Here is a 26,311-nt window from a genome sequence, read left to right as displayed (position 1 = left end):
ACATAAAAATGTACAGCAAAATCGTCGGGAATAACTTTAATGGCTGTTTAAAAGGCCTATTAGTCTTGTTCTCCCTTATCTAATTTATCCAGAAATGATTTGCGATATGCCGAAGGAGAAACACCGAAATAATCTTTGAACGATTTGCCGAAATAATTTAATGAGCTAAATCCTAAGTGATAGGCAATGTCACTAATATTATGTTCCTGATTTTCGCGAAGCATTTTCGCTGCCGTATTAAGCTTAATGTTCTGGATAAAATCATGTGGCGTTTGCCCGGTAATACCTTTCATTTTCAGGAATAATTTTGTCCTGCTGATAGCCAGTTCACTACAAAGCAGCTCTACATCTATATTCCCGGAGACTATATTGTCTTCTATAATTTTGATGGATTTATCTATAAATTCCTGATCCAGTGGATTTAGAGCAACTTGTGCGGTATTGTTATTCCCCTGTTTCCGATATTTTTCCTGTAGTTTTATACGGTTATTTAATAGTGCTACACAGCGTGTAATTAACAAACGAATATCAAAAGGTTTTGTTATATAATCATCAGCTCCGCTATTATATCCAATGATATTTTGATCTCTGCTGCTTAAAGCTGTCAGTAGTACAACCGGAATATGACTGGTATCGAAGTTGTTTTTTATTCTGGCACAAAGATTAATACCTGAAATTCCCGACATCATTACATCCGAAAGGATAAGATCGGGAGAACTATTTTGAGCTATTTTAAAAGCATCCTCTCCATTATTTGCTTCATAAACATTAAATAATGGTTCAAATATTTTGATCAGTAGTTTTCTGATCTCTTCATCGTCTTCAACAATTAATATACTGGCCTGCTGTTGCAGAATCTCTTTTTGCTCTTCTATAAGATCATCTATAAATTCCTTATCCTCATCCAATATCTCAATTACTACAGGCTCATATTGTTTTTCATTCTCAATAACTTCAACGTTGGCATCATTCTTAAAATGATGATTGCCCAGTGGCAATTCTACTATAAAGAGGCTGCCTTTTCCTTCTTCACTACTTAACTTTATTTTTCCGTAATGGCTTTTAACAATGTTAAGCGCCAGGGACAAGCCAATTCCTGCACCTGTATTAGATAGATCAGCATTAATTGGATTATTTACCTGAAAAAATCGGTCGAATATCTTTTCGGTCATCTCTTCCGGAATGCCAATTCCGCTATCTTGAAATAATATTTCTACAGCAGTTTCAGTAGTATTTATTGCAATTTCTATCTGCCCCCCTTCGGGTGTAAATTTAAATGCGTTAGAAAGTATATTGTTAAATACCTTTTGCAGTTGTATGTGGTCAAACCATAAAAATATATGCTCCCCTTCATACTTAAAATCAAAATTGATTTTTCTTAAGTTGGCATAACTGGTAAAAGAATCGTAAATCTCTTGTGTAAATTGTACAATACTTTGCTGCGAAACTTTTAATTTAAAAATCTCTTTATTGTATTTCAAAAAATCTAATAGCTCGTTGATTAACTGAGACATTTTGGATGCCCTGTTATGTACTTCCTTAAGGTTATTTTTAATGGCGGGAGTTGTATTTTTGGACATCAGAATAAGCTCTAACTGACCGGATATTAAGGTGACTGGTGTTTTTAGTTCATGAGAAATGTTTCCCAGAAAACGCATCTTAGATTCGTTAATGGCATCTTTTTGTTGCTGATCTCTTCTCTCTAATTCAAGCGATGAACGTAAGGCCAGTCTGGAATAATAAAAATAGAAAATACTTCCTGCAACACTCAAACCTGCAATGATGTAAAATAAATAAGCGTACCATGTGGCATAAACTGGAGGGATTACAGAAATTCCCATCCGTATTTCCTCAGATTTTGATTGCTCTCCAAACAGCTTATTCCTGACTTTTAAGACATAATCACCATAAGGTAAATTCATATATCTTATGGTTCCCTGAGGGCGAAAATCAATCCATTGTTCATCATAACCTTCCAAAGTATATTGGTATTGCGGTTGCCCTAAATTAACAAAGTTGTTGTTGCCTGTTTCTATTGCAATATTGTTTTCATCATGTTTAAGTTTTAATTGCGTTGTGTTTTGTAAGGTTTGCGATAATATCCCGGAAGAGCTGTCTGTTGCTACCTCTTTATTATTTACCCACAGCTTTGAAAAATAGATTTTTACAGGTAGTTTTTTAGAAAACAGGCTGTTTTCCTTTACTGTTGCCATACCATTCAATCCGCCCATTACTATTTGTTGATGGCTGTCTTTTATAATATCGCCCGGAATCATGGAGCTAAGTACAAAACCATTTTGCAAATCATAGTTATAGCAGCTCTTGTCTTTAATGTCTATACAGGACAGACCATTGGCTCCTGATACCAATAGATAATTATTTTGTAACGATCGTATAGCGCTTATGTAATCACTGGAGATATTACTGTTCTTCCTGCTAATTTGGCTAAAATATTCTGTCTCAGGATTGTATATTAAAATCCCCGATCCGGCAGTACCAATAATTATGTTGCCATTTTCTTTGGCAAAAAGTGCGGTAATGGTGTTTTTTGAAGAAGATGTTAGCTGAAATATTCGTCTGTCAAAGCTGCGGACATAATTTTGTTTGATGTTATAATTGCATAACGTGTTTCCGCCAATCCATAATGTTTTATTTTTATCTATCATGAGCGAATTGACAGCATAAATATATTTATCAAGAATTTTGATCTTGTGGATATTTCCGGTATTTAAATCCATATAGTACATGCCGGAGAGTGTACCTATAAACAGCAGGTTCTTGTACCTGACAATAGCTTGTACAATTTCCGATCGTTTGGTATTATCCAGCGGATCAATGGTATAATTCGTAAATTCTCTGGTCTCTGAAGAATAAGCACTAAGGCCTCCAAGATGCGTACCTATCCACACAATATGATCTTGCTGATCATAATACAAAGACTTGATATTATTATGAGGAATGGTCTTTTGTTCTTTAGTATAATATCTGTAAGTATCCCGCAGAGGATTATAGGAAATGAGTCCCCTGCCTTCCGTACCAATCCATAGAATGCCGCTTTTATCTTCTACAATCTTACTTACAATAGGACCTTCTCTTTGTTCAAAACCCAGATCATAATATTTAAAGATGTTCTTCCTGTAATTGTAATAGTCTAAACCGCCATAGTAAGTACCAATCCACATTGTTCCCTGGTCATCCTTGGTAATAATCCAAACAGATAGGTTGCTCAATCCCGGTTTACCTTTTTCGGCAAGCCCCTGGTGGCTTATGCTACCTGTTTTAGTATTTAAAATATCTAAACCAAGCATCGTTCCTATCCAAATGTCGCCATTATCGTCCTCACAAACTGCCCGTACGTAATTGCTGGATAATAATGGAGCCTGATATTGTTTAATCTTGCCATCCATAGAAATACAGAATAAGCCTTCATTAAATGTAGCAATCCAGATATTATGTTTACTGTCTTCATTAATAGAGATCACTTCTGTTTTTAAAGGTAATACTCTTCTTTTTGCTCCGGACTTTTCAAAACAGAAAACGCCGCCATTTTTAGTCCCGGCATAAAGTTTCCCGGAAGAAGATTCTTTCATGGCAGATATAGTAGAGTTGTTTTTGTTTAACACATACTTTAATACAGACTTTCTGCCATCGTAACTAAAAATACTGTCTTTCATGCCAATCCATAATCTATTTAGTCCGTAATGGAACGTAAGGGAAGGAAGTGTCTGTGTATTTCCCTGTTTGAAAATGATTTTGGATTTCTCTTGTTTCAGGTCGTATTCAATAATATGATAATCAGTGTTTACATATAACTGTCCTTTTTTGCTACCGCACACTGTGGGTACAAAGTTAGATTGTACCCAGTTGTTCATCCCCATTAAATTAACCGATTCTATTCTATTTCCGGTATATTTTTTTACACCGTCTTTGGTACCAACCCATAATACACCGTATTCATCCTGATAAAGCCCGTTCACAGTCATTTTAGAAAACTGGAGGTCAACTGCAAGATGTTGCAGTTGCACATCCGCACAATACCCGGAAATAAAATACAAGCAGAAAATCTTAGCAAATAATAGTTTTGCACATCCCTTCATAGCGCTAACTTATTAGATAACGAAAATGTAACAGATAATAATTTAGATTAATAAGCCGCAATACATATTTCCATATTGCAACTTATCGAAATTACCGAAAAAGTTTTATAGCCCCAATCTAATCTTTATTTGTAATACGCCGGTATAAGGTCTCGTAAAAAAAGACGATGGACTGAAAATATCTTTCTTTTGATGGTTTGCAGCATATTTCTGAAGTGCAGAGGCTTCATGTAACCATAAAAGGAAGTAGTAAGAAAAACACGAAATTATAGAATGATTGATACTTTTTTGTAGAATTTTTATAGCTATTACCAAGTACTTTTGCTTTTATCCAATTGTAAACAGGCCAATAAATAGTTTGATTTCCCTGTTTTTATGATTAATTATTTTACAACTTATATGCAAATGAAGAATTATTTAGTGTGTTTAGCCGCTTTGATATCAATACTTAGCTGCAAGGTTTCTTCTCCTCCATCTATGTCCGATATTATTGACAAAAGTCTAGATCGGGCAGTAGAACAAAGTACTTTAATGTATGCTGTGATAGATAGCATTCCGGAAGCATTGCCCCGTTCGATAAATCCAAATGGAAGTTTAGAGACCTCTGACTCCTATTTCTGGACCAGCGGTTTTTATCCGGGGACTTTATGGTATTTATATGAGTACACTAAAGACGACAGATTTAAAGAAATGGCTGTTAAAATGAGCGATAGGGTAGAGATTCAGAAATTCAACACAGATAACCACGATGTAGGCTTTATGATTAATTGCTCTTTTGGAAATAAGCTTCGCTTAACAGAAGATAGCTCTTGTGTTGATATCATTGCAACAACAGCTAAATCCTTGGCAACTCGTTACCGCCCAACAGTAGGTTGTACACGTTCATGGAGCCATCCTGCCACTTCACATTGGCAGTTTCCGGTTATTATAGATAATATGATGAACCTGGAATTGCTTTTAAAAGCATCTAAATTAACCGGAAACCAACAGTTTCACGATATAGCCATATCTCATGCCAATAAAACTATGGCGAACCATTTCAGAGAAGATTTTAGCTCTTATCATGTAATAGATTACGATACGCTTAGCGGAAAAGCAATAGATAAACGTACGTGGCAGGGCTACTCAGATAATTCAGCATGGAGCAGGGGACAATCTTGGGCTTTATATGGATATACTATGATGTACAGGGAAACCAAAGATAAGCGCTATCTGGAACAGGCTAATCATATAGCTTCTTTCTTAATTAATCATCCAAATTTACCGGATGATAAAATTCCTTACTGGGATTTTGATGACCCTAAAATACCCAATACCTTAAGAGATGCTTCTGCTGCAGCTATAATGGCTTCTGCGCTTATAGAGCTATCTGCTTTTGCAGATGCAGAACAAGGCAAAAATTATATGGCTGTTGCAGAGAAACAGTTAAGAACTTTGTCTTCTGACGAATACCTGGCAAAGAAAGGAGAAAACGGAAATTTTATTTTAAAACATAGTGTAGGTTTCTTGCCCCAGAATAGTGAAGTAGATGTTCCTTTAACTTATGCCGATTATTATTTTATAGAAGCGCTTATGAGATATAAGGCACTGAAACCTTAACCAATTAAATCTAATTGAACGTAGATATGAAGAAAATATATAAGGCAACAATTTGCGCTGTTTTATTGGTAACAATCTCAATAATTCCACACTCTAAAGCACAGGATATCAGCGTGAAAAAAGGGCATCCCAGACTAATTCTCTCCAATACGGATATAAAACAGATGAGGGAAAATGTATTATCCGGAACAGAGCCATGGAAAACAAGTTGGGGAAATCTGAAACACCAATTGGACAGCTATGTAGATAAAGGAACTCCAAAAGTTTATCGCGGCAATATCAGCATGGCATTTTATCAGGCAGCTATTAAGGAAGGCAGTATGGCAAGAGATCTTTCTATTGCTTATCAAATAACTAAAGATAAAGCTTATGCAAATAAAGCTATAGAGATTATTAAATCCTGGTCTTCTGAAGAAGGAGGACTTGCCGGATTATCCTTTGATTCCACTAAATATTATCCCAATACAGGAATGCTGGTATCCAGAGGAGTATTTACATTCTTATATGCTTACGATTTGCTGGCAGCTGATAAATTAATTGATAAAAAAACAGAAAAACAATTCAAGAACTGGTTAAGAATATTAGTGCCGCATATTAAGGAAGGAGCCAGACGCTGGGAAATTAATGATTACTTCGGGAAACAATATTATCAGAATCATATAGCTGCAGACGCGGTTGGTTTACTGTCTCTTGGCGTTATCCTTCGGGATAACCAACTGGTTAAATATGCCTATGACGGACAAGATAATCCGCGTAACATAAAGAATGTAATAGAAGGGTTAATTTTAATGAAAGACCAAAAACCATATTCAGGAGAACCAGGTTCATGGCCTGTGCAAGACGGGGAAATAATGGATAGATACAGGCATTTTGCCCTACACCATTATCAAGAAACAACCAAACCCAACAGAGCTTTACAATATGCAGGTCTCTCTACTAATTTACTGGTAATAGCAGCAGAAATAGCACAGTTAAACGGATTGGATTTGTACGGATGGAAAGCGGCAACGGGAGAGGAGATTAAACAACCTTTACTTTTCTACGCTGATTTTTATATCCAAAAAGATGCTTCAATAAAAGGGGGATTTTACGATGGCGAAACTTATTGGATAAACACCAATAACCAAGCTACATTCTCTCTTTGGGAAGTTGCTCACTCAAGATATCCGAGTGAGGCTAAATTTAAAGAAGTCCTTAAAAATAATGACCGTAGTTCCGGGGATCTGCATCTGTTAGGGCCTGTTTTATTAACCCATGGACGTAGTATTGATAACGAATAGCAAAAACAGAAGTTATGAAACCAATAAACCTTAAAAGAAAAAAAAGAAAAATACACCATTTGTTTATGGTGATGTTTCTACTGTTAATTCCTTTGTTAAATCTAAAGGCGCAACAAACCATCACAATAAGCGGAACTGTTGTTGATTCAAATAAAGAACCGCTTACCGGCGCAAGTGTTGCCATAAAAGGCAAAACAATCGGTACCAGGACAGATATAGATGGAAAGTTCAGCTTACAGGCTTCACCAACAGATATTATTGTTTTTTCGTTTATGGGATTCGTTAATCAGGAGATTATAGCCAGCGGAATACAAAATACAATAATCATCTTAGAAAATCTATCTACTGATCTTAATGAAATTGTTGTAGTCGGTTATGGGACTCAGAAAAAAGTTAATTTAACAGGAGCAGTAACATCTGTAAATATAGCAGAACAGGCAGAGAGCAGGCCAATAACTAATATATCTTCTGGATTGGCAGGCTTAAGTTCCGGGTTATATGTAAATCAAGCTACCGGAAGGCCTAACAATAACGGAGCATCGCTATTAATTCGCGGACAAGGAACATTAAATAACGCTGCTCCTCTGGTAATTATAGACGGAATGGAAGGGAACATCAATGATGTGAATCCGCAAGATGTAGAATCTGTTTCGGTACTAAAAGATGCATCATCATCTGCAATATATGGGTCCAGAGCTGCAAACGGCGTATTATTAATCACTACTAAGCAAGGTTCAGAAGGTAAAACTACCATTAATTACAATGGTTATGTTTCTTTCGCCCAACCATCCAATACCATCAAATCTGTATTTAATTACGCAGATTATATGGAATATTATAACGAAGCAGCTTATAATGTAGACCCCGCAGCACAACCTCCTTATTCCGAACTTAAAATTGCGGAATGGAGAGTAAACACGGATAAACCGTATTTATATCCGAACACCAATTGGTCTGAGGAAGTGTTTTCAACCGGAGTTTCAAATAACCATAACCTGTCTTTTAATACGGGATCAAAAACTGTTAAATCTTTTGGTTCTTTTTCATACCTGAATAATCCCGGTATAGTGGAGAATTCAGCTTACGAGCGATTTATGGCAAGGTTAAATATCAGTGCAGAGCTAAAACCATGGATAACTCTGGGTATGAACTTAAATGGGTTAAAATCTGATGCAGATATGGGGTCTAACTACATAGGAAATCTATTTAGCACCATTGCACATCCCGGAATGGTATACAGACATCCCGATGGAAGATACGGAGCAGCGGAAAATCCGGAAGAAAATCAACAGCCACAAAGTCCGTTATACAGTTTAAATCAGTTCCAGGGAAATATTAATGATAACAGAATTTCTTCCCGTTTCTATGGAATTATAAAACCTTTTGAAGGCTTGTCCATAGAGGGATCTTTCAACTACCGTTATAGCGGAACATTAGAAGAAGAAACACCATTTTTTGCAGATAGATGGAGCTTTCAGTCCAATACGGTAACACAAATTGCTTCGGGCAGAACTTATGTAAGAAACAGAAGTCGTTCCAATACACATTACCTTGGTGATATCGTAGCTCGTTACGAGAAAAAAGTGTTAAACAAACTACAATTAGGAGTACTGACTGGAGCAAGTCAGGAAAAAGATAACGTAAAATGGTTTGAAGCAAAAAAATATGACCTTCAGGCAGATAATTTATCTGTAATTAACGGTGCAACAGGAGAATCTGAAGCTACCGGAACAGCAGCAGATTGGGTAATGCACTCTTATTTCGGGCGTCTGAATCTTTCATGGGATGATAAATATCTTTTGGAAGCGAATATAAGAAGAGATGGATCTTCCCGCTTCAACAAAAATAATCGCTGGGGAACTTTTCCCTCTTTCTCTTTAGGTTGGCGTATTACCGAAGAAGAATTCATGAAAAACGTGAGTTGGGTAAATATGCTAAAGTTAAGAGGTTCATGGGGTGCATTGGGTAATAATTCAGTAGGAAACTACGAGTATCAACCGGTATACAATACAGATAATTATATTCTTAACAACGCTATAGCTGCAGGTTTAGCCCAAACTGCTTTATCTAACGCATTTATATCATGGGAAACTACTTACGTAGCCAATATCGGTGTTGATTTTAGTTTGGCAAAAACAAGGTTAGATGGATCCGTAGATATTTTTGATAAAGACACACGCAATATCCTGATAGATCTTCCTGCACCGTTATTGGTAGGAAATGCAACTATACCTACGCAAAATGCGGCGAGGGTTAACAATAAAGGTATTGAGGCCAATTTGAAGTGGAACGACAAAATCGGTAATGTCAAATACTTTGTAGGAGGAAACTTTACTTTTATCAAAAACGAAGTAACGCGTTTTAAAGGTGATGAGCAATCAATCAGCGGAACAAATCTGATACAGGAAGGCTTACCAATCAATGTTCAATATGTTTTAGCTGTCGACAGAATATTGCAGTCTGATGAAGACATGCTTTACGTAGAAAAAATGATAATGGATGCGCCTATAGACGCCGGCACCGGGTTCAAAAGAAATCCTTTTGCAGCATACGGAACACCACAAAAGGGAGATTTTCTCTATAAAGATTTAAATGGTGATGGTATTATAGACGATCAGGACCGTTATACAGTTGGTTATGGGAGAATCCCAAGAACAACTTACGGAATTTCATTTGGCGCAGAATGGAAGGGGTTCGATTTTTCATGCCTTCTGCAAGGCGTTTCTGGTTTGCAGGTTTACTGGCAGGATAAGTTCTATCAGCCCTTCTTTAATGTAGGAGATGTGATGAACCGTGAAATAGCCGAAAACGCATGGCGAGAGGGAATAACAAATGCGCAATACCCGCGTTTGCTAACCCGTACCAATGTCATTAACTCGCATCCAAGTGATTTCTGGGTTCAGAATAAATCATACCTGAGAGTAAAAAACCTGCAATTAGGGTATAAATTTTCCGATAAAGTCAATAAGCAATTAAATACCAAACAAATCCGGCTGTTCGCGAGTATGGAGAATTTCCTGACGTTTACAGACTATAAGGGAATAGATCCGGAAGTAAACGGAACAACCTATCCTACTCTAAAGCAAGTATCATTTGGTTTAAACATAACTCTTTAAAATTAGCTATTATGAAGAATTTAAAATATATAGGAGCTATTCTGGCAGTATTAAATTTAAGTAGCTGCTACAAGTTAGATGTTGCTCCTTATGATACCATTGCGCAAGGTAATTTCTGGAAAACAGAGGCAGATGCAAAATCTGCTGCTATGGGGGTATATGCACAATTGAAGAATATGGGAGCGTTTGGCTATATGCCATTATGGGATACCTACTCAGATATAGCACTTGGTCCCGGAGGTCCGGTAGAACAGGGAACCTACAATGGAACCTATGACTTTCTGGTAACCAACTGGAAAGATACTTATGACGGTATAAACAGAGCCAATACAGTTATTAAGAATGTGTCAACAATGGATATTGATGCTGCTGTTAAATCAGATGTATTGGGAGAAGCCCGTTTTTTAAGAGCTCTGTACTATTTCCATTTAGTAGATTTCTTTGGTGCAGTACCTATTTACGATGAAAGCTGGGATGTAGCGGAAAGATTTAATGAGATGCTTCTACCAAGAAATAGCACAGAAGAGGTTTGGAATTTCATTATTACAGATTTAACATTTGCAATAGATAATCTTCCTGTTAGTTGGGCACAAAGTGATTATGGAAGAGCAACAAAAGGAGCCGCTTATGCACTTAGAGGCAAGGCATATTTATATACTAAGAGCTGGAAGAATGCAATTGCAGATTTTGAAGAGATTGTTTATAACAGAACCCATAATTATGATTATTCCTTGTTTTCTGATTATACCACGTTATTTACTTCTTCCGGGCCTATAGCAGGTGACAGAGAATCTATATTTTCTATACAAAATAAGGGAACTGTAGGCAATTTGTATGGTATGGAATTAACCACGCTTTATGGAACCAGAGGTGCTTTTGGTGGTGGTAGAGCTACTTGTATGCCATCTGTTAAACTCGCCGATATGTATGAAGAGAAAGACGGAAGAATTTTCAATTGGAACAATCATATTCCAAATTTTAACGAAAGCAATGATGTAAAAAGAACAGCATTTAGAGCCACGCTAAATTCAGGACTAAATGCTTTAGCCACCATTCCGGATACTGCAAGATTAGGAAATATTTACAGAAACAGAGATCCCCGAATGATGCAATCGCTTATAGTTCCTTACTCTTATTATGATGGGTTTATTGTAGGAACAGGTCCTAAAAGACAGCTTTACGCCGTTGCTTCAGGCGCTACTGTTGCCAATGGATTTATACAGAACGATCGTGGTTGGAACGTTTACTTCTACAGAAAATTTGTACCTATAGGCGATATGGGAGGAACAATTACCAACAGAAACCACACACCAATTAATTTTCCAATCATTAGGTTTGCAGATGTATTGTTAATGCTTTCTGAGGCCTATAATGAAGATAATCAATTAGCAAATGCAGTAAGGGAATTAAATAAAGTAAGAGCAAGAACGTCTACCAATATGCCGGCCATTAATAGCGGTCCGGTTTGGTTGAATGTTAGCGGTAAACAAGAGATGTTCGAAAGAATTGTACGCGAAAGAGCCGTTGAGCTGGCAGGTGAAGGACATCGTTACAGCGATTTAAAAAGATGGAGATTAGCTGTAGAATATTTGAACGGAAAGCAGGAGAAAGACTTTACAGGAGAAATACGTTTTACCAGAAAGTTTGAAGACAGAGATTACCTCTGGCCAATTCCTACAGCAGAAACACTAATTAATCCTGATTTGTTGCCCAACAACCCAGGTTGGTAAAACACCTTAATAATAGTATGTAAGTTGAGTTCCTTAAGAAAACCAACTTACATTTTCTAACACATAAAATTCCAGAACATGCAAAAAATAGCTTTTAAAATGTATTTGAAACCCGGTTATGAAGAAGAATATAAAAAGAGACATCATGAAATCTGGCCAGAGTTAAAGCAACTATTAAAAGAATCGGGAATTAGCGATTATACAATATTTTTTGATAAAGAATCTAATGTTCTATTTGCTGTTCAAAAAATAGAAGGTAAGAACTCTCAGAAGCTTGGCGAAAATGAAGTAGTAAAAAAATGGTGGGCATATATGGCTGATATTATGGGAACTAATGCGGATAATTCACCGCTAAGTGATCCGTTAAAAGAAGTTTTTCATATGGACTAACATAGCGAAGCACTTACGAATTAAGTGTTTCTCTGGCTCTTCATGTAAGCAGTTACTTTTAAAATGGATATGCTTTTTCTATTTACATATTCCGGATTATCTAACCAAATAAATATAAACCATTATGAAAAGAACACATTTATTTTGCTTTGTACTTTTAGTAAGTACTGTACTTGCATCCTGCAAAAATGCTATAGAAGCACCACTGGAGAACACCAATCTCTCTCCTTCCAAAAAGAACAAACAGGAAACAGGTATAACAGCTGCGGTTAATTATTACATTCCGCACAAGGGAATTTCAGATCATTCAAATGCATCAATTAATGGTAGTATAGCCTGGTATCTGAGCCAGTATGGAGCAGGAACAGCCAGTAGCCCTAATATATTCTATTTAACCAGTGACACTTCGTATGTGTGTAGTAATAGTATTATTATGCCTGCCTATACCAGAATAGACGAGAGTGGAGCAAATGCAGTTATAGAATGTAATAACAGTTCCTGGACATCCACTGCACCAAATCAGGAATTTATAAGGTTAGTGCCAGGTTGCAGATTGCTAAATATAGAAATCCGATGTAATTTTAAACCTAAAGTAGGAGTGTTTGTCAGAGGGGATAACACGCAAATTATTGGAGCTACCATCCATAAGAGCAGCAGAACCATAAGCCCTTCTTATACCGTATTTGTAAACGATAGCCGGAATGTCCAGATAGAAGATTGTTTAATAAGAAGAAGTGGCTGCGATAGCAACGAAGAAGACTTTGAAAGAATAGGATACCTTATTTATCTGAATCATGGGAGTGATATACAGATTATGAATAATGATATGGCAGTTTCTCCTTCATCTGGTATTGGTTTCAATACTACAGATACGTTAACCATAGCTTATAACCAGATTCATGATACCGGAAGAGCTGTAAAACCAGGATTTATTTCTGATGGTATCACTTCTTATCATAATGGGAATACAGCAAATAGATATGTGCATATTGCCCACAACACCATTTGGAACAGCCGTAATCACGGAATACACGTTAGCGGAAATGGCTTTAGGATAGAAAATAATACTATTTATAGCAGTGGTTTAAAAACAGCGGCATCTAATATATCTCTGGCAGATCATAAAACGCCTTATGACTGTTCTAAGAATTCTGTGATTAAGAATAATATTTTGAGTAATTGCCCTGCTTTAGGTGGGCCTTCTATCAAATTGGATAAATATAATACTTCAACGGTTACTGTGTCTGGAAATACTGGATGTTTGACAACGTTGTTAGGAACAACCTGTCTGTAGGATAATTATACATCACCCCGTTTTGTCAGATATTACCATAATTAGCTCATATCTGAGCTAATTATGGTGTTTAGTTATACATTAGGAATATGCCAAAATATGGAAATATGTTGTTGTAAATTTATATTAATTCTACTGGAGTTATCAAAAACGCTTCTGTTATAGTATTGTGTTTTATAGCCTTATAATAGTCTAACTTACAATCCCCAATAACTCTTTAATCTCATTAACCTTATCCTGAGAGCCTAATTCCTCATACGCAGAGATGAGATTCCTCAGCACCCTTTTAATAATATCTACATTAGAACAGGGTTCATAAAAAGAACGGTCTGGTTGTACCTTAAGCTGTTTTAGAAAAAGATCTATATCTCTTCTTCCAAATATATACCCCCGGTTGAAAACGTTTATATAAAACAAGACATCGTTATCATATTGGGTTTGGTTCTCTTCATCTACATAAGCCAGAATAAAATGCTGAGGCAGATTTACACCATAAATAGGAATATCCAGTTTTTGTGCAATAATGGAATAGATAATGGCCAGGCTGATCTGATTTCCTTTTTTAGATTCTAAAACCTGGCTGATATAAGAGTTTTGCGGGTCCTTATGATTTGTCGTATTCCCGCTAAAACCATAAATATGATAGAATACATTATTTATCAGCCTCACTTTTTCCGAAGGACTGGATTCGTACATCATCTGCATCCATACTTCGCGTTTAATCTCTTCTATTTGATTAATAACCTTTTGTTCGTCAAGATCCGGATATTGATATCTGTTAATGATCAGAATCCCTCTAAGCAAATCAAAAGAACCGCTGTTGTACCAAAGTTCCAGATCCATTTTGACATTCTGAAACTGTATCTTATGTATAAGATTAACCAGTCGCTCCTGTAAAATAGGGTTAAAAGACTTTTCCCACTCTAACTCCAGATAAGAAACAATGTCTTCGCCGTAAGATAGCAGTCTGTCTTCTATATGTTGAAAGATCTCCGGGTCCGGATCGTCTAACAACCTGATTAATGCTGGAATTTCCTTCTCGTTCATCACTACTCCTTGAAAATAATCAAAAAACCATTCAGCAAAAAATATTCACCATATTATTTACCTTTGGCACATGGTAAAATTTCAGTTCATTAAAGACTTTATACTTCATAGAATCACTTCGAAAACCAGACATGGTGTACACTCACCTTTTGTGTACAAATTAATTGATGAGGTTATCTATGATTTAAAATCTAAAGATGAATACAAAAATATCGAAGATTTACGTAAAAAGTTAATATTCGATGATAGAATTATTACCATAACCGATCTTGGGGCTGGTTCGCACATGAACAACAATAAGCAAAAAGCGGTTTCACAAATAGCGGAAAATGCTTTAAAACCCCGTAAACTGGCACAGTTGATTTATCGTTTGGCAAAAACAATGCAACCTGCTACTATCATAGAATTAGGTACTTGTTTAGGGATAACGACGGCTTATCTGGCCAAAGCCGCACCTGGTGCACAAGTAATTACAATGGAAGGCTGTCCGGAAACCGCTAAGGTTGCGCATGAAAATTTTAATGCGTTGGATCTTAATAATATTCGTTTGGAAGTAGGAAACTTTGATGATAATTTTCCAAAAACCATAGATCAATTTCCAAAGCTGGATTTTGTTTTTATTGATGGTAACCATAGAAAAGAAGCTACATTAAATTATTTTAATTGGAGCTTACCTAAAGTACACGAAAATTCCCTGCTGATTTTTGATGATATTTATTGGAGCAAAGGGATGAAAGAAGCCTGGGAAGAAATTAAAAATCATCCGGATGTAACCTGTACAGTTGACTTGTTCTGGATAGGATTAGTATTTTTTAGAAAGGCGCAGGCTAAAGAACATTTTAAAGTGAAGTTTTAAAAAATCATCCAAATTACTAAACCTTCTTATAGGAGGTCCCTTCCCTATGGTCAGGACGACAAAAATGCTATGCCAGACAATAGGGTTAAAAGTAAAAAATAACCAATCCTATTTGCAGTTTCCGGTAAATATCATTAGGTGTTGTGCCAAAAAAAAATCCAGATGTAAGAAAAGCTAAAATTCACCTTTTTTGTTTATTCAATTGCTATTTTGTACTTATTGTTCTGTTTTTGAGTGAGTTTTGGTGTTTCTGTGTTTTCCCAATCTGTCTTTTTTCTTACACAATTTCTACAACTATTCAAAAACTGAAGTTTTTTGAACTGTAAAAACTCGTTTTCAGTATCATTCCCCAATTAGCTTTGCTTCACTAAACTAAATTTTAGAATACTATGCTTTAAGGTTAGATGCTCTCCAGATCTTAAAGCATACTAAACGTATGATGTATGGATAGATTTTTACGAGTTTTGATTTTGGGATTTTTGTTGTTGTGTTTTGATGTGTTTCATACAAAAGCACAAACGACAGTTCAGTTAACGGCAAATCCAATAACTGCAAATGGAGTAACATTTACATTGAGTGGCAATGCGGAAGTTACAGATTGGAAAGGTGGGGCGTTTTCCTTTCCAACGAAAGCATATGGAACTACAAGTGAGGCTACAGTAACTATCAGCCAACGCATTAAAATAACCTCTCTTTATTTTTCCTGGGGGACAAATGTGCAGGGAGCTTCAGTTCAATTATATGATGGGGCAACCTTGAAACAAACTATCCCATGGCCGGGGAATGGTACAACGGTACCTGTAAGTAATGTAGTAGCAGATAAACTTATCTTTAAGGAAACTGGTCCGAGTCAGAATGGGTCAGGAGATTTACAGTCGATCACTTTTAAAGATGTTACAGTCGGTCCAACCATAACAACTACAGCATTGTCAAGCTCATCCTTTACAACTTGCGAAGGAACATGGTCTACATTATCTACTTTTACTGTATCAGGGACAGATTTAACAAACAATATTACCATCACAGCGCCCGCAGGCTATCAGATTTCTGATAATTCAGTTTCCGGCTTTTCCGGAAGCATGAGTCTGAGCCCAGCGGGCGGTACGGTTACAGCCAAAACAATATACGTAAGGCTGGACGGAACCAATACCACGTCCAGTCCCGTATCTGGCAATATTTCAATAGCAAGTACAGGAGCAACCACGCAAACATTAGCGGTAAGTGGAACAGTGAATAAGTTACCGGCTATCAGTGCTCAACCGCAAAACCAGATAAAATCAGTTGGGGATAATGTTACATTTTCTGTAACGACAAGTAATGTGACTAATTATCAATGGGAGTATTATAACAGTGGAATATGGAATGTGCTTAACAACGCATCTGCCGTTGTAGGAGCTAATACTGCCACAGTCACTATTTCATCTTTACAAGCCACTCAAAGCAATATAAAACTTAGGTGTAAACTAACAAATGATTGTGATATTATTTATTCTGATGAAGCAACATTAACCGTAATAGCACCCAGTACCCAGAAGGTTCTTTTTGTAAATAAAAGCGTTACCGGCGGAAATGGTTCGGGAAACAGCTGGGCAAATGCTATTCCCGAACTGGCAGATGCTTTGAAGTGGGCAAGACAGAACAAAGATACAGACAAATGGTCGTCAGAAAATCCTTTACAGATATGGGTAGCTTCCGGAACATATTACCCGATATACAACGCAACTGATGGAGCTTTTACGACAAATGGCAACCAAGATAATGCCTTTGTAGTCCTGAAAGATATTCATCTGTATGGTGGGTTTGCTGGAACAGAAACTGATACTGAATCGAGGGATTTAGCAAATATATCCAATAAAACGATTTTAAGCGGTGATATTGATCTTGACGATGGCAATGATGGAACTATTAATGGAAATAATGCAAGGCACATCATTATAAGTGGCGGAGGATACGGAGACAGAGCTGTGATAGACGGTTTCACAATAACCGGTGGAGATGCAAAAGAGAATAAGGAAATTATGGTTAACGGAACACCCGTATCTCACAGAAAGGGTGGAGGATTGTACTTTCAGGAATTTACGCCACTGGTACGAAATGTAATGATCACCAATAACTATGCAGAAGAAAGAGGTGGAGGGTTGTATTGTGCAGATGTATCACCTGATGCCGTGTTCAAAGATATAACCGTTGCTAAAAATAGAACCAGCGGAAATGGAGGCGGGGTAGCTACTAACGATAGCCAGATTTTTATTAGTCAGGCAGATATTAGAGAGAACCATGCCAATAACGCTGGCGGTGGTATCTTTAGTGAAGGTGCTGGGGCAAGGTTAGCAAATGTAAAGATAGTCAATAATACCAGTAGCAATAGCGGAGGTGGATTGGGAACTGAAAGAGGAAGCGCTAAACTTACCAATGTTATTATCACTGGAAATACGGCTCAAAATTCAGGAGGAGGGATAGCTAATTCTGCCGGTAACGCCATTCTAACAAATACAACTATTATTAATAATACTGCATTACAAGGGAGTGATATGTATAACAATAGTTCCAGCCCAGAGATCCGTAACAGTATAATATTTGGGAATAGCGGAACGCTGATATTTAGCCAGGGAAGCAGTAACCCTGTTTATAAATATAGTTTAATACAGGGGTTAACAGGCACAGATAATGGTAATATTGATGCTTCAGGTATAACAGCCACAGATATATTCGTATCTCCAACGACCGGAGATTATACCCTTAAACAAGGTAGTGTAGCTGTAAATGCAGGTAGTGATACCTTTTATCAGCAAGGACAAGAACCCGATTTATCAGCAATAACAACGGACTTATCGGGCAACCTGCGCAAGCAAAGAGGCGCTATAGATTTAGGCGCTTATGAAAGCAGTTTTTATGGCGATCCAAAACCTGGTGTTAATAACATCTTATATGTTAAAAAAGACGGTGCGGGAATCAATGACGGTTCGTCATGGGATAACGCCCTGCCTGAACTTGCCGATGCTTTAAAGTGGGCAAGACAAAATAAAGATGCAGGCAAATGGTCGTCAGCCAGTCCGTTGCAAATATGGGTAGCCGGAGGTACTTATTATCCAATGTATAATGCTGCCGATGGCGTTTTTACTACAGATGGAAATAAAAACAATGCCTTTGTAATGGTAAAAGATGTGCAATTATACGGAAGTTTTGCAGGTACAGAAACTAATCTTTCTGATAGAAATTTAAATCAAATAGCTAATAAAACCATATTGAGTGGCGATATAGATCAAAATAATACAGTAGACGAAAACAACGTAAACCACGTCTTAATAGCTTCTGGTGATATAGGGAATGCTGTTTTAAACGGGTTCACAATTAGCGGAGGTAATGCTTCGGTATCGGGTAATATTAGTGTTAACGGAAATAACATAACAAAAGCATCAGGAGGAGGGATATTTACCTTTTCCTCTTTGTTAAATATACAAGGTGTTCATCTTACCGGAAATAATACAACAGGAGAAGGAGGGGCATTATATATAGAAGGTAATGTTAGTCCTGTTTTAACTAATGTTATAATTACAGGAAACAATGCTCTTATAGGAGGGGGAATCTGTAATAAATCATCCACCTCCTTTTTCTTAACTAATGTAACCATAGGAGCTAATAACGCATCGGCAGGCGGAGCCATTTATTTAACAGAAGCAGGTACTTCTCTTAAAATACGAAATAGTATAATCAAGGGTAACAAGCAGGGGAATAATCCTGTTACAATAGGAAATCATACTGATCAGGCAACTATAGACTTTCATTATAGCTTAGTCGATTCTTACGCAAACTATTCGGGCTATGCTTCTGAAGAGAATGTAGGTAATATAGATGCAACGGATAAAGCTATAGAAGATATTTTTGTATATCCGTTGGTCGCTGGTTTAAATACAGGTGGAGATTATACCCTGAAAGCCGGAAGTGCAGCAATTAATAAAGGAAGTAACACATTTTATCAGGCAGGTCAAACACCAGACTTATCTTCTGTAAATAAAGACTTAGCGGGAAATACCAGAGTTTTTGATGGTACAATAGATATAGGTGCCTATGAGCGCCAAATGAAGCAACAGCTTATCACACTGGCAAATGTAGTTAACGATACGTTATCCGTAACTTACGGAGATGCCAATGCGGTAGCCACAGGAACAGGCGCTATTACCTATATCTCTTCAAACTCAGGAATTATTGAAGCAGGCGTTGATGGACTAAAAATTAAAGCAGCAGGAGAGGCAAATATTTCGGTAACAGCAGCAGGTAATGCACAATACGACCCAGCAACAAGGACTCTTCCTGCAAAGATTGCCAAAAAGAACTTAAGCATTACCAATACAAATCGCAGTAAAACTTATGGAGAAACCCTGGCAAGCACCGACTTTACCGGCACTATAACCGGTATTGCCAATAATGACAACATTACGGTAAGCCGTAACAGTACAGGTTCCGGATCAACTGCAATTGTAGATACTTATACTATAACCGCTACGCTGAACGACCCTGACAGTAAGTTGGCAAACTACGAAGTAAGCCATACAGACGGAACGCTAACGGTAGATAAAAAAGCATTAACGGTAACAGTGGATGATAAGACCAAAGTATACGGAGACGCTAATCCTGCATTCACCGTAAGCTATGATGGTTTGGTAAACGGCGAAACAGCACTTACGCCAGCTCCAACCCTTACAACCATAGCAGATGAACAGTCAATAACCGGCAATTACGATATAACAGCAAGTGGAACATCGGCAAACTACGATGTCACGTTTGAGACCGGAACCTTAACAATAGGTAAGAAAGATCTGACCATCACCAATACAGACCGAAGCAAAATTTATGGGGAAACGCTTACAGGAGTAGATTTTGAAGGAACAATATCAGGCATTGTCAATAACGATAACATCACAGTAAGCAGGAACAGTACAGGTTCCGGATCAACTGCAATTGTAAATACTTATGCTATAATTGCTACGCTGAACGACCCGGACAATAAACTGTCTAACTACGAAGTAAGCAATACTGCCGGGACGCTAACGGTAAACAAAAAAGCACTAACAGTAACGGCAGAAGACAAGACAAAAACCTACGGGGAAGCCAACCCGGCATTCACGGTAACTTATAATGGTTTGGTAAACGGAGAAACAGCGCTTACTCCCGCTCCAACCCTTACAACGATAGCCAATGCACAATCAGTGATAGGTGATTACGATATAGCAGCAAATGGTACATCAGCAAACTACGACCTAACATTTGAAACAGGAACCTTAACAATAGGCAAAAGAACTCTGACTATCACCAATACCAACAGGAGCAAGACCTACGGTGAAACCCTTACAAGTGCCGACTTTACCGGCACCATAACGGGCATTGCCAATAACGATAACATCACGGTAAACCGTAACAGCAATGGGTCTGAGGCAACAGCAAATGCAGCAACCTATCAGATTATAGCTACTGTTGTCGATCCGGGTAATAAACTCGCAAACTATGAGGTAAGCAATACAAATGGGGAACTTACCGTTGACAAAGCAGCTTTATCCATAAAAGCGGAAGACGCTGCTAAAATATACGGAGACGATAACCCTGTGTTTTCAGTAAGCTATACGGGTCTGCAAAATAATGATACCGGAGCAGATTTAACAGGAACCTTAACTTTCGACGGATCTGCAACCACAGCCGTAAACGTAGGTACTTATACCATAGAACCCAAAGGACTGAGTTCAGGTAATTACGATATTACCTATCATAACGGAACCTTTTCTATCTCCAAAGCATTGCTAAACATAACGGCAAATTCAGTAGAAAAAGACTATGACGGACAGGTATATAGCACAAACCCAACCGTTACTTATGAAGGTTTTAAAAATAATGATACAGAAAGCACACTGGCAGGAAACCTTTCTTTTACGGGTTCTTACGTGTCGGCAAAAAACGCGGGAACCTATATCATCAATCCAAGAGGATTAAGCTCTTCCAACTACGATATTACTTTGACCCCCGGCAATCTCACTATCAATAAAGTAGCGTTGGAAATAACGGCAAATGATTTCGAAAAAACTTATGACGGGCTAACTTATACAGGAGGTAATGGGGTACGCTATTCCGGATTTGTGAACGCAGAAACAGCTGCCGATTTGCAGGGAACGCTAACCTATACAGGCAGCTCTCAGAATGCCAAAAATGTAGGTGCATATCTCATCAGGCCAAGGGGATTAAATTCGGGCAATTACCAGATTTCCTATTATGACGGAAGCCTGGACATCCGGAAAGCAAGCCTGCAGGTTACAGCTAAAAATGATGAAAAGGTATATGATGGTGTGGCGTATACCGGTGGCAAAGGTGTAGATTACATTGGTTTTGTCAATAACGAAACGTCAAGTGTATTAAGTGGTGCTTTAGCCTATGACGGAAGTTCGCAGGGAGCTGTTTCGGCAGGAAACAATTATACCATTACGCCAAAAGGACTAAGTGCTGCAAACTATGAACTGGTATATACTTCGGGAACTTTAAAAATAACCAAGGCACCGCTTACCGTTACAGCGAATAATTTTACAAAAACTTATGACGGTCTTGCTTACACAGGAGGCAATGGCGTTGTGTATCAGGGATTGGTGAATAACGAACCATCTTCTGTGCTAACAGGAACAATAACTTACAGTGGAAATTCGCAACAAGCAGTCAGTGCAGGTGAATATGATATCGCGATAAGCGGATTGTATTCTAATAACTATGCGATTGATTATGAAGGAGCCAAATTAACCATTAACCCTAAAGTACTAACCGTAACCAACACCAACCTTTCAAAAACTTATGGCGAAACACTGGCAGCAACAGACTTTACAGGAAGTGTTGTCGGATTGGTTTTGGGCGATAATATCACAGTATCCAGAAATAGCGACGGAGCACAGGCAACAGCAGGAGTAAACACTTATTCTATCATTGCTTCATTGAATGATCCGGATAATAAGCTGGGCAATTACATCCTAACCAATACCAGCGGAACATTAACAGTTAACCAGAAAGAACTTATTATTACAGCAAAAGGCCAGACTAAGACCTATGGTGATGCGTTGACTTTTGGTGGAACGGAATTTAATACCACAGGATTAGTAAATGCGGATGAGGTGAATACCGTAACCTTAAACAGCGTAGGTGCAATAGCTACAGCAACAGCTTCCGTTTATCCTATAGCAGTTTCTAATGCACAGGGCTCCGGTTTAGCGAATTATAACATTAGCTATACTGAAGGCAATTTAACAGTAAACCCTAAAACAGTAACGGTAACAGCTACAGACAACGGAAAAATTTACGGAGCAGCAGAACCACAATTAGTATATACCTATACACCTGAATTGGTAAATGGGGACAGTTTTTCAGGTAATCTGCAAAGAATAGCAGGAGAAAACGTAAACATTTATCAAATCCATCAGGGAAATCTGGCTTTGAGCAATAACTACATCCTGGATTATGTTGGTGCCAATTTCAGTATTACGCCTAAAGCTTTAACGGTAACGGCAGAAAATAAGACAAAGATTTATGGAGAAGTAAATCCGGAACTGACAATGATTTACGATGGGCTGGTAAACGGTGAAACAGCCTTATCACCATTGCCTGTAATTACCACTGTAGCTACGGTGCAGTCAGGCGCAGGTACTTATGATATCAACGTAAGCGGAACATCAGAGAATTATAACATAACATTCAACAAAGGAACATTAACAGTCGGTCAAAAAGCACTGACCGTGACAGTAGATAACAAAATAAAGGTTTATGGAGAAGCAAATCCGGAGCTGACAGTAAGTTATGATGGTTTGGTAAACGGAGAAACGACACTAACACCAATGCTAACGATAACTGCTTTGGCTAATGAACAATCAGCCATAGGCAATTATGATATTGTTGCCAGCGGAACGTCTGCAAACTACGAAATCACATTCGAGCCAGGAACTTTAACAATTGGTAAGAAAGCCTTAACCATTACCAATACCAACCGGAGCAAAACCTACGGAGAGACACTTACCGCAGCCGACTTTGAAGGAACAATAATCGGTATTGTTAATAATGATGATATCACGGTAAGCCGGAATAGCAGCGGTGCACAAGCACTGGCAGGAGTAGATACTTATTCTATAGTTGCTACATTGAACGACCCTGACAACAAGCTGACGAATTATGAGGTAAGCAATACAGACGGAACGTTAGCAGTAAACAAAAAAGCGTTAACGGTAAGGGCAGACGACCAAACGAAAACCTACGGTGAAGCCAACCCGGTATTCACGGTAAGCTATGACGGATTGGTAAATGGTGAAACGGCATTATCGCAGTTACCGGTAATAACTAGTGTAGCTACAGAAGAATCTATTGTAGGGGTCTATGAAATTAATGTAAGCGGCACTTCGCCAAACTACAATATCACGTTTGAGCCAGGAACCTTAACAGTAGGGAAGAGAAATCTGACCATCACGAATACCGACAGAAGTAAAACCTACGGGGAGACACTTACCGGAGCTGATTTTGCAGGCACAATAACAGGTATAGCGAATGATGACAACATTACGGTGAACCGTAACAGTACAGGGGCAGCCGCCATAGCAGGAGTAAATACCTACGCCATCACGGCTACGCTGAACGACCCGGATAATAAGCTGTCGAACTACGAAGTAAGCAATACTGCCGGAACGTTAACAGTCGGTCAAAAAGCACTGACCGTGACAGTAGATAATAAGACAAAGGTTTATGGAGAAGCAAATCCGGAGCTGACAGTAAGTTACGATGGTTTGGTAAACGGAGAAACGGCATTAACACCAATGCTAACGGTAACTGCTTTGGCTAATGAACAATCGGCCATAGGTAACTATGATATTGTTGCCAGCGGAACGTCTGCAAACTACGAAATCACATTCGAACCAGGAACTTTAACGATTGGCAGGAAAACCTTAACCATTACCAATACTAACCGGAGCAAAACCTACGGAGAAACTTTAGAAGGTGCCGACTTTGAAGGAACAATAATCGGTATTGTTAATAATGATGATATCACGGTAAGCCGGAATAGCAGCGGTGCACAAGCACTGGCAGGAGTAGATACTTATTCTATAGTTGCTACATTGAACGACCCTGACAACAAGCTGACGAATTATGAGGTAAGTAACACCAACGGAACGTTAGCAGTAAACAAAAAAGCGTTAACGATAAGGGCAGACGACCAAACGAAAACCTACGGCGAAGCCAACCCGGTATTCACGGTAAGCTATGAAGGTTTGGCAAACGATGAGATAGTATTGACACCAGCGCCAATGATAACAACTCTGGCTAATGAGCAATCAATCGTAGGCAGTTATGAAATTATAGCAAGTGGAACATCTGCTAATTACGCTATCACATTTAATAAGGGAATACTAACTATCAATAAAAAGCAACTGACAGTAACATCAGTTAATCGTAGTAAGGTTTATGGGGAAGCGTTAACACCATCAGATTTTACAGGTACAATCTCAGAACTGGCGAATAACGACAATATCACGGTAAATCGTAACAGTACAGGCGCACCGGCAACAGCAGGTGTAAATACCTATCCAATTATAGCTTCGCTAGATGATCCGGATAATAAACTTGCTAATTATGAAGTGGCTAATATACAAGGTGTCCTCACGGTAAATAAAAAAGCTTTGATAGTGAGAGCCGATAATAAAGCTAAAATTTATGGTGAGGTAAATCCGGTCTTGTCGGTGAGTTATCAGGGTTTGGAAAACGGTGAAACATCTTTGCCTTTGGTGCCTGCAATATCGACAACAGCAACACAGCAATCGGCTACGGGAGAATACCCAATTACAGTTGTTGCAACATCTGATAACTATGAGCTTACAGTTGTGTCAGGAATATTAACAATTGGAAAAAAGCCAATAACTGTCACTGCCGACAATCAGCAGAAAGTTTACGGAGAAACCGATCCGCAGCTAACTTATACCTATACGCCATCTTTGATAAATGGAGATGTTTTTTCGGGAAATCTGTTCAGAACCGATGGAGAAAATGTGACTGAATATGTTATAGGTTTGGGGAGTCTGACATTGGGAGATAATTACAGTATTAACTATAACCCTGCGAAATTAACGGTTACCAAAGCTATGCTTTATATTAAAGCAGATCATACAGAGCGTTGCTATGGCACAGATAATCCGAATTTTAATATCAGTTACGAGGGATTTAAATTCAGTGATAATCCGACAAGTTTAACGGCACAGCCAAAAGTAATTACCAATGCTGTCCAAACTTCTGATGTTGGAACTTACATATTGCTGATCAACGGTGGTAAATCTTCAAATTACGATTTTATATACGAGGAGGGTTTGCTAAAGGTAAATCCGTTGCCTAAAGTTTCGATAACCAGTAATAGAGGAAATAGCATTAGTAAGGGAGAAACAGTAACGTTGACTGCAAACGGAGGATCTGTTTATTATTGGAGCAATGCAGATGGAATTTTAGGAACACAATCGAATCCGGTACTGGAAGTTCGTCCAATGAAAACCACCACGTATATCGTTACAGCAACTAACGAAAGCGGATGTGCGACTACAGAAAGCTTTACTATAGAAGTAAAAGAAGATTACATAGCTGTAAAAGCCGAAAACTTCATTACACCAAACGGAGACGGTGTTAATGATAATTGGGTAGTGACCAATGTAGATGCCTATCCGGAACATACATTAACTATTGTAGACAGATCCGGAAAAGTGCTTTATAAAACCAGAAATTATCGCAATGAATGGGATGGAACAGCAAACGGACTGCCTTTATCAGCAGGAACCTATTATTACATTTTTGATTTCGAAGGAAAGAATGCTATTAAAGGATTTATAACAATTGTAAAATAGGGAGTCGGACAAA

At 38.0% G+C, this 26,311-nt stretch carries 10 protein-coding genes; 8 read left to right on the top strand and 2 right to left on the bottom strand.

Annotation, left to right across the window (positions count from 1 at the left end; all coding sequences use genetic code 11):
• Positions 1-59: 59 nt before the first annotated feature.
• On the bottom strand, positions 60-4,097 hold the full coding sequence (locus ACFSAH_RS02635) for a hybrid sensor histidine kinase/response regulator transcription factor (RefSeq protein ID WP_379661140.1): 4,038 nt from the start codon (positions 4,095-4,097) through the stop codon (positions 60-62).
• A 405-nt stretch (positions 4,098-4,502) separates the two neighbouring features.
• On the opposite strand from ACFSAH_RS02635, the gene ACFSAH_RS02630 reads away from it, so the two are divergent.
• The 6 genes from ACFSAH_RS02630 (at position 4,503) to ACFSAH_RS02605 (ending at position 13,506) form a co-directional block, all read left to right on the top strand.
• Positions 4,503-5,696 (top strand): glycoside hydrolase family 88 protein, encoded by a 1,194-nt coding sequence (locus ACFSAH_RS02630; RefSeq protein ID WP_379661139.1) that lies wholly within the window; start codon positions 4,503-4,505, stop codon positions 5,694-5,696.
• Between the two features lie 26 nt (positions 5,697-5,722).
• Positions 5,723-6,976, top strand: a complete 1,254-nt coding sequence (locus tag ACFSAH_RS02625; protein ID WP_379661138.1) for an alginate lyase family protein — start codon at positions 5,723-5,725, stop codon at positions 6,974-6,976.
• A 14-nt stretch (positions 6,977-6,990) separates the two neighbouring features.
• Complete coding sequence (locus ACFSAH_RS02620) at positions 6,991-10,092, top strand: SusC/RagA family TonB-linked outer membrane protein (RefSeq protein WP_379661137.1); 3,102 nt, start codon at positions 6,991-6,993, stop codon at positions 10,090-10,092.
• A gap of 11 nt (positions 10,093-10,103) precedes the next feature.
• Positions 10,104-11,822, top strand: coding sequence for a RagB/SusD family nutrient uptake outer membrane protein (locus ACFSAH_RS02615; RefSeq protein ID WP_379661136.1), 1,719 nt, complete (start codon positions 10,104-10,106; stop codon positions 11,820-11,822).
• A 78-nt stretch (positions 11,823-11,900) separates the two neighbouring features.
• Positions 11,901-12,212 (top strand): L-rhamnose mutarotase, encoded by a 312-nt coding sequence (rhaM, locus tag ACFSAH_RS02610; protein ID WP_379661135.1) that lies wholly within the window; start codon positions 11,901-11,903, stop codon positions 12,210-12,212.
• 124 nt (positions 12,213-12,336) lie between these two features.
• Positions 12,337-13,506, top strand: a complete 1,170-nt coding sequence (locus ACFSAH_RS02605; protein ID WP_379661134.1) for a right-handed parallel beta-helix repeat-containing protein — start codon at positions 12,337-12,339, stop codon at positions 13,504-13,506.
• 192 nt (positions 13,507-13,698) lie between these two features.
• On the opposite strand, the gene ACFSAH_RS02600 is transcribed toward ACFSAH_RS02605, so the two are convergent.
• The gene (locus ACFSAH_RS02600; RefSeq protein WP_379661133.1) at positions 13,699-14,553 is read right to left on the bottom strand and encodes a transglutaminase-like domain-containing protein; all 855 of its coding nucleotides are present in this window, start codon (positions 14,551-14,553) and stop codon (positions 13,699-13,701) included.
• 70 nt (positions 14,554-14,623) lie between these two features.
• Here ACFSAH_RS02600 and ACFSAH_RS02595 point away from each other — a divergent pair, with 70 nt between their 5' ends.
• Both ACFSAH_RS02595 and ACFSAH_RS02590 read left to right on the top strand, forming a co-directional pair.
• Positions 14,624-15,409, top strand: a complete 786-nt coding sequence (locus ACFSAH_RS02595; protein ID WP_379661132.1) for an O-methyltransferase — start codon at positions 14,624-14,626, stop codon at positions 15,407-15,409.
• 443 nt (positions 15,410-15,852) lie between these two features.
• A complete protein-coding gene (locus tag ACFSAH_RS02590; protein ID WP_379661131.1) occupies positions 15,853-26,298 on the top strand; it encodes an MBG domain-containing protein in 10,446 nt (3,481 codons plus the stop codon).
• The last annotated feature ends 13 nt before the right edge of the window (positions 26,299-26,311 follow it).

This window comes from Pseudopedobacter beijingensis, assembly GCF_042678145.1.
Lineage (GTDB): Bacteria > Bacteroidota > Bacteroidia > Sphingobacteriales > Sphingobacteriaceae > Pseudopedobacter > Pseudopedobacter beijingensis.
The sequence above is the reverse complement of the archived record's forward strand: the minus strand, read 5'-3'. Positions and strand labels throughout refer to the sequence as shown.

Bases quoted from the DNA above. Each gene is read 5' to 3' on its own strand.
- ACFSAH_RS02635 (WP_379661140.1), bottom strand. From the start codon at position 4,097: ATGAAGGGATGTGCAAAACTATTATTTGCTAAGATTTTCTGCTTGTAT.
- ACFSAH_RS02630 (WP_379661139.1), top strand. From the start codon at position 4,503: ATGAAGAATTATTTAGTGTGTTTAGCCGCTTTGATATCAATACTTAGC.
- ACFSAH_RS02625 (WP_379661138.1), top strand. From the start codon at position 5,723: ATGAAGAAAATATATAAGGCAACAATTTGCGCTGTTTTATTGGTAACA.
- ACFSAH_RS02620 (WP_379661137.1), top strand. From the start codon at position 6,991: ATGAAACCAATAAACCTTAAAAGAAAAAAAAGAAAAATACACCATTTG.
- ACFSAH_RS02615 (WP_379661136.1), top strand. From the start codon at position 10,104: ATGAAGAATTTAAAATATATAGGAGCTATTCTGGCAGTATTAAATTTA.
- rhaM (WP_379661135.1), top strand. From the start codon at position 11,901: ATGCAAAAAATAGCTTTTAAAATGTATTTGAAACCCGGTTATGAAGAA.
- ACFSAH_RS02605 (WP_379661134.1), top strand. From the start codon at position 12,337: ATGAAAAGAACACATTTATTTTGCTTTGTACTTTTAGTAAGTACTGTA.
- ACFSAH_RS02600 (WP_379661133.1), bottom strand. From the start codon at position 14,553: ATGAACGAGAAGGAAATTCCAGCATTAATCAGGTTGTTAGACGATCCG.
- ACFSAH_RS02595 (WP_379661132.1), top strand. From the start codon at position 14,624: ATGGTAAAATTTCAGTTCATTAAAGACTTTATACTTCATAGAATCACT.
- ACFSAH_RS02590 (WP_379661131.1), top strand. From the start codon at position 15,853: ATGGATAGATTTTTACGAGTTTTGATTTTGGGATTTTTGTTGTTGTGT.